Origin of the sequence: Sulfurimonas sp., from assembly GCF_016744025.1 — a bacterium.
Lineage (GTDB): Bacteria > Campylobacterota > Campylobacteria > Campylobacterales > Sulfurimonadaceae > Sulfurimonas.
Window position 1 is genome coordinate 1 of record NZ_JADGFC010000133.1, and the last position, 6,768, is coordinate 6,768.

Annotated in this window: 7 protein-coding genes; 3 read left to right on the forward strand and 4 right to left on the reverse strand. The window is 28.8% G+C overall.

The window, feature by feature from the left end:
* The 4 genes from QZZ48_RS13360 to QZZ48_RS13375 form a co-directional block, all read right to left on the reverse strand.
* The coding region (locus QZZ48_RS13360; RefSeq protein WP_294966694.1) for a hypothetical protein at window positions 1–1,259 on the reverse strand (1,259 nt) is incomplete at its 3' end.
* The gene (locus QZZ48_RS13365) at window positions 1,260–1,814 is read right to left on the reverse strand and encodes a hypothetical protein (protein WP_294966696.1); all 555 of its coding nucleotides are present in this window, start codon (window positions 1,812–1,814) and stop codon (window positions 1,260–1,262) included.
* Window positions 1,805–2,923, reverse strand: a complete 1,119-nt coding sequence (locus tag QZZ48_RS13370; protein WP_294966698.1) for a hypothetical protein — start codon at window positions 2,921–2,923, stop codon at window positions 1,805–1,807. Before QZZ48_RS13370 ends, QZZ48_RS13365 begins: the two co-directional genes overlap by 10 nt.
* The gene (locus QZZ48_RS13375; protein WP_294966700.1) at window positions 2,910–3,689 is read right to left on the reverse strand and encodes a hypothetical protein; all 780 of its coding nucleotides are present in this window, start codon (window positions 3,687–3,689) and stop codon (window positions 2,910–2,912) included. The genes QZZ48_RS13370 and QZZ48_RS13375 overlap by 14 nt, the downstream gene beginning before the upstream one ends.
* Window positions 3,690–4,032: 343 nt before the next feature.
* On the opposite strand from QZZ48_RS13375, the gene QZZ48_RS13380 reads away from it, so the two are divergent.
* From QZZ48_RS13380 to QZZ48_RS13390, 3 genes are all read left to right on the forward strand, one after another.
* Window positions 4,033–4,584 carry a metallophosphoesterase gene (locus tag QZZ48_RS13380; protein ID WP_294966705.1) on the forward strand — a complete coding sequence of 184 codons (552 nt, stop codon included), beginning with the start codon at window positions 4,033–4,035 and terminating at the stop codon, window positions 4,582–4,584.
* Window positions 4,585–4,868: 284 nt separating this feature from the next.
* Entirely contained in the window at window positions 4,869–5,735 is an 867-nt protein-coding gene (locus QZZ48_RS13385; protein ID WP_294966702.1) for a hypothetical protein, read from the forward strand.
* Between the two features lie 88 nt (window positions 5,736–5,823).
* Window positions 5,824–6,672, forward strand: a complete 849-nt coding sequence (locus QZZ48_RS13390; RefSeq protein WP_294966703.1) for a hypothetical protein — start codon at window positions 5,824–5,826, stop codon at window positions 6,670–6,672.
* Window positions 6,673–6,768 lie beyond the last annotated feature (96 nt).

Sequence of the window (6,768 nt, forward strand, 5' to 3'; positions counted from 1 at the left end):
TTACCTTTTAACTCATCTTCAAATTTCTCATACTCTGCATCTATTTCCAAAGCTTCATTCTCATGGCTTGAGTTTTCAAGCTCACTCAAGTTGTAGAAAGCTTGTTTTGCTTGATTAGGAATAGTTGTTTTAATTTTAAACTCAATTTGCTCAATTTGATTTTCAAGCTCTTTTTGAGCTGATGTCTGCTTCTCTTTAAGCTTTTGAAAACTATATTTTTTATTATCAAGCTCTTTATTTATTCCATCATATTTACTTGCCAGTAGTGTATTCTCTTCTACATCAAGAGGGTCAAACTTTTCTTTTAAGTTTTCCAGTTTAATAACATCTATTGAAAGTTTTCTAATAGCATAAGACACTCTCGTGTCAAACGCTTCATAATAAAACTCAAAGCTCTTAGTTTTGTCTTTATATCCCCATAGCTTATCTGCAATTTCACTTAACACAATCTTTTGTTGGTTCATCTCTTCGATTTCTAATTGGTGTCTGTAGTTAATAGCTTTACGTTTTACATCCATATCTCTTTCCATTGAGATAAGTTCATCTCTATGAGATAGAGCATTTGCTAAGACTAATCTACTGCTATCAAATATTTTGAAAAAATGATACGATCTTGAAAATTTATTGAGCTTTTGTATAAAATCATCATAGTTTATGTTGAGCACTTCATCTTTTTGGTCTAGTGATTTTTGTATCGCTTTTTTAATATCGCTTGCTGTAACTATTGCCTTATCAATATTAAATATCATATTAAACACATCTATAAATATCTCATGATTATCAATCTCTGCAATTGCAAAATCAAGATATTTTTCTTTTTTCTTTTTATAGCTACCATAAAGGATAGCTGTGTATTCTTCAATATTTTGTGGCTTAATTTTTAAAGAGGCACTTTTAATATAATCTTCAATATCTTTAAAGCTAAGTAGTTTACGGTTTTTTACTACGTTATTAATATCAAACTCTTGTTTGCTGAACCATCTTTTAATAGTATCGTTTCGCTTGTATGTAAAAATGAAAAAAGTTTCAAACACATAAATTATATAAGAATCATCGTGTGGGAAATAATGTCTAGAGAAACTATCTTTACCGCTGGGGATACCAAGATTTTTTCCATCACCATTATAAAGAAAATGCAAAGCTCTAGTTGTTGTGGTCTTGCCACTTGCATTATCTCCTACAAAAAACACTTCTTTAGAGAGGTCAATATCTGCAAATTGGAAATTTGCAGAATTAATAAGTATCATTCTTTTTAGCATCTATTCTTCTCCTGTCTCAATTGAATCAACGATAGATAGATAATAATTTATTGAATCAAGCACTTTATACTTATCTGTGTTGCTATTTTGCACTTTTTCAATGACGTTTCTATCTTCAAGGTGTTTAAAAAGCTGCTCCATCATTCCTTTTTCATCGTCTTTGTTTCTTATCCATGAGAAGTAAGTAAGCTTGTCTTTTATACTGCTGTCATCTCTTTTTGCATTTCCATATGTAACAACAGTATCAACAAAAGAAACAGTGCTTCCTCTGTCAATTCTAGGGTACAAGTGTCTCAAAAAAGCAATCGCAACAATCAAATCTCTGTTTTTGCTTAAAAAAGCTTGCTGTTCCTGAGCTGTGAGTTTCTTTTTTTTGGAAATATAAAAATATCCGCCTTCTTTATTAAGTCTATATCCAATTTGATTTACGAGTTCATTCACTTCATCAAAAAAACTATCTGTAAGTAGCATATTTGCAATGTCGCTGTGTTGTGAGGAGTTTGCAGATATTATCTTTCCTTCTGAAAGAGTTTCAAATACTTTTGCTATATCCATTTTGCAACCTTTATGTTGTTATTATTGTATTTTTCATCCATTAAAACAATATTTTCTCTATTATTTTGTACCACTGTCAAATACACTTTAAATGCATAACTTTTATCTAATTTGTCCTCTTTAAACTTATCAAGCTCTGCATGTCCTAAAATATAACTATAGAGATCTTGAGGTTTATCTCTTAATGCATCCTGTTGGATCAATTCCAATCTTATTGCTTTTAGCTCCGATGTTTTGGAAACTTGATAGGGTCTATCCACTATAGCTCTTCTCTCGGTTTTTTTAATTTTTAATGTACAGGAAAGCAAATTAAGAAAGGATGTCTTTTTGAGTTCCATTTTACTAGGAACATGTTTAACAAGTCCAGTTTTCCTCTCTTTTACAGTGTGCATGTATATTTGATGATTACTCAACAGGAGCGCCTTCAACTCATAGTCTGCCTCTTTTGATATTTTATTAAACAGAGAGGATATTTTTTTATTTTGCAGTTTTCTTTTCTCAGTTCTCAAGATAAAGTCACTTAATCTTTTAATATACAAGTGGATATTTTCAGAAAAAGGCAGCATATCTAATCCTATGTCAACTAGCATCTCATCTAACTCTTCATCTAACCCTCTAAGCTCTTTTCCTAATACTTTTATATTCTCGGCATGTGCTTCAATAAGCTCTTCAATTCTTTCGTTAACATCTCTAGCATCTTTAATAATTAGTTCAATACTCAGCTCATTATCATTTACAATATCATTTACTCTAGCGTTAATAAGTATATCTCTTTGCTCTATTTTTTTATATAGAATTCTTACTAATTCCTTAATTCTCTGAAGAATTTCTTTCTCGCCAGAAATAAGAAAATCACTCTTTCGTTTCATAAGTAGCTTTATCTCTTCGTTGTAGTCACCAAAAGTATAATTTGCATCTACTCGCTTTAACATAGCATTAGCAAACTGCGTATAGCTATCACTTAATTCATATTGTTTAGCGACCTTCTGAAACACAGCTACATCATCAATCAACTCACTAGGTAGATGCTTAATCTTCTCACCCTTAAAAGCATCATCAATAAGATCTCTGTGCTTGTAAATAAGCTCTATTAGTTCAATATGCTTCATATTCTATTATCTCCTGTTCAATTACAGCACTACTATCTTCAATCAAGTCAATAAGCCACTGAAGTTCGCTATGTTGTTCAGGAAGTTTATCTCTCTGCTCTAAATATAGTTCCGTATTTCGTATTTTTTTATTATTAAAGTACTTTTCAATATTTGGATGTTTAAAGAATGATTTTTTTTTGCACTTAAAGCTATCATAAATTCGTATAGCCTCTATGTCGTAGTCCAAAAAGAACACTACATCTTTGTCAACTAGAAACTCTCTCGTTAATGTGTTGGTAAATCCGCCTAGATAAACAAATTCATTAAATCCAAACTTGGACATAATCAAATATATATTTAAGAATGTTTCACCGTTCTCAACTGCCAATATCTTGCTTATAGGCTCTATTTCATGAATATTCTTATGGAGAGATGGAGAATTATTACCAATTTGATATATAATGACTTTGTCAAATACTCTTATATAGTTTGACTTACTATTCCCTGTAGCTTGAATATTTTCTTTTCTTGTAGTTGCTTTAATAATATTTTCTATATCTTCAAAGCCTAATACTTTTTTACCACTCAGCAGTTCTTCGCTAATAAACTTGAAAAACATTTCATAATCCAATATCTCTGCTTTTTGTCTGTATTTTGATTTTATAAAATAGCATTCTTCATTTTTCTGGTATTCAAGAGCAAGACTATATAATTTTTCTATTTGACTATGAAAAGGATTATTGTCTTTAAACTTTAACGCTTGTCTAAGTATGGATTTATTCACTCTCTAGCCTTGATAATTTGATTAAAAGTATTTTATATTGTTTTTATATTTAAGTCAAGGATTACTATAAAGCAATAATATGTATTTAATTATTAGGTTAGTTCGTTTTTATAATTACGTAATGTTTAGCAAAAGCATGATGTTTAGAACTCTTACTAACACATCATTACTGCATTCTCGTGAATAACTCCCAGCTTCTATCACCGTGAATAGAGATTATGGACATCTATAAGCATTTAAACAAGATTACGAAACCAATATTTTATGATAGATAGTTGAAAATTAAGTGTAACATTGTAGAATTATTCTTAACATTTTATAAAGAGGCATAATAAAAATATCTATTCTACACTTAAGCGATATCCACATTAAAAAACTAAGCGATTCTATATTTGAAAAAAAAGACGCAATTAAAGATGCAATTAAAAACAAAATATTAAGTGCCAAGTACTTATTTATTGTTTTGACGGGTGATATAGCAAATAGTGGAAAGGAAAGCGAATATGAAGCTGCTCTAAATCTACTTTCTAATTTAAAGGATACATTGATTTCATATAATAATTCTTTGAAAATTGAATTTATAATTGCACCAGGGAATCATGATTGTAATTTTGATAAAACCCCCACTCTAAGAAAACTTTCAATCAAATCACTTAATAATGGAACTCTGGATATAAAGGAGATTGATAATGAGACAATAGAATCTTGCACCAGTATTCAACAGGATTTTTTTGATTTTAGAGAAATACTTGAAAATAAAAAATCTATAAATAAACAATTATCTAGTAATATCTTTAAAAGATATGACTTTTTATTAGGGCAACATAGTATCTCCTTTAATGTTTACAATTTATCATGGATGTCTCAAAGAAATGAAGAGCAGTCTAAAATTTAAAAGAGTTAATCAATGTATCTTCAAACATTGTTCTAAGTGGTCATGAACATTCTGCTAATGAATATCAAGAGCATGATAGCAAAAGTAAAGACACGCAATATATTCATTCTCCTGCTTTACAAACTAGAAATCCAGATGAGAGCAGCTTTAAATTAATAGAGATCAATATACAAAGCGGAAAAGAAACAATTTTTGATTTTAATTGGGATAAAGATACCACTAAATATATTGAATCTGAAAACGACAATAGCATTGAATTTAATACATGTATCAAACATTTCGCAATGGATGAAGAATATAGTTTAAAAATTAATGATGCTGGTATTCAATTATCACATCCAGAAAAATTAGATTTACAACTAGATGATATTTTTATTTATCAAAACTTAATGAACTTAGATGAAACTGATATTGTCATTTCACATAATGCTTCTCAATTTAAGAATTTTGAAAATATAAACAGAACAGTTATCTTTGGTGCTGAAACATCTGGTAAAACATCTCTAGCTCAAATGCTGCAAATTGCTCATAAAGAAAATGGCAAAATTCCAATAATGCTTTCGGGAAAAATAATAAAAACACAAGATTATTCTATGGAAAGAATACAAAAAGCAATAGAAAGGGCTTTTAAAAAACAATACAGTTCACAAGATTTAGATAATTTTAGACAAGAAGATAAAAAAAACATATTAATAATGGTGGATGACTTTAATGAAATAAATTTCAATAATGAACACAGAAGTATATTTGTCGACAATTTAAATAAACTACATGAAAATATAATAATTTTTGCGCATGAAAGTTTAGAACTAGAGGCTTTTAACGATGAATACTTTGCTAAATCTATACTTGATTATTCAAAATATAGAATAAAGCCATTTGGTCATAAAATAAGAGATAAGTTAATTAAGCAGTGGATACTATTAGGACAAGAAGAGCGTTTAACCAATGAAGAAATTCACAATATTATAGAAGAAAAAGCAAAAGCTATTACTACTACATTGGGATACAATATAGTTCCTGCATATCCAATTTTTTTATTAACGTTATTGCAATCAATGGAAAGTAATAACACAAGCACTCTAAGCAAAAGCACTTATGGACATTACTATAGCTATTTAATTACAGAATCACTTAGTATCCCTATTTAAAGCTTTTAGCTCAAATAATGAAACAAAGAAATTATTAGTTGATATAAAATCATTGTTTGGTTTTGAACAGATGTATCAAGAAAAAAAATTGCTAGTTGATAATAGATATGACTTGACAACTACATCATTTTTTATAGATCCTATATTATTTTATGAATGGTATGTTTACGATATATTAAAAGATTATGCAAAGAAAGAAGAAATAAAAGTTTTATTTGATAAAAATGGTGGGGAAACAACAACAAAGTATCAATTAGTATCTGTGAATGAGAAGATAGTAGACAAAAGTTCAAAACCAGATTATTTGCTAGTTAACGACGAAGAGAATGTCAAAATAGTAATTGACACAAAGTGGAAGAATGTATATACCTTTGGTGATATAAAGCCAAGTGATTATTTAAAATTAAAATTTGACTCTTCATTAGTGAAAAAAGATGAATATAAGACTATGTCTTATCTAGTCTACCCCAATTTCACATTGAAAGACGATAGATTTAGTATTAAGGTAGATAACAGCTCCTATTTTGATTTTGGCACTTTTCAAATAGATATGAATTTCGATGATGAAAAAAATTCACTAGACTTTAGCTACGATTACAAGCTGATAAATGAAACAATAAAAGCTGACAAAAGAATTGAAATATTAAAAACTAGTGCTGAACAATTGTGTGGCGATGTAAAAGAATATAGAACATCTACAATAACAAAACTTTTAACTAATGAGACATTCGAAGATAAAGAAGATGTGTTTGCAGAATTAGATGAATATTTACTTGAATCTACGAGTAAATTAAGTAAAGAGGTTGATGAATATATTTCTGATCATATAAATGATATATTAAATGATTATGAAGATGTTTTAGCAAAAGAAAGTATACGCTTTTTAAAATCTTCTTCTTCTATATATAACTACTATAAAGATAAAAATTACGAATAAAAGAAGGTATCGAAAAGGGTCATTTCAATAAAGAGTTAGGAGAAGATGAGCATATCTTTGAACAGCATGCACTTGCTTTAGCTAACTCAGTATTTA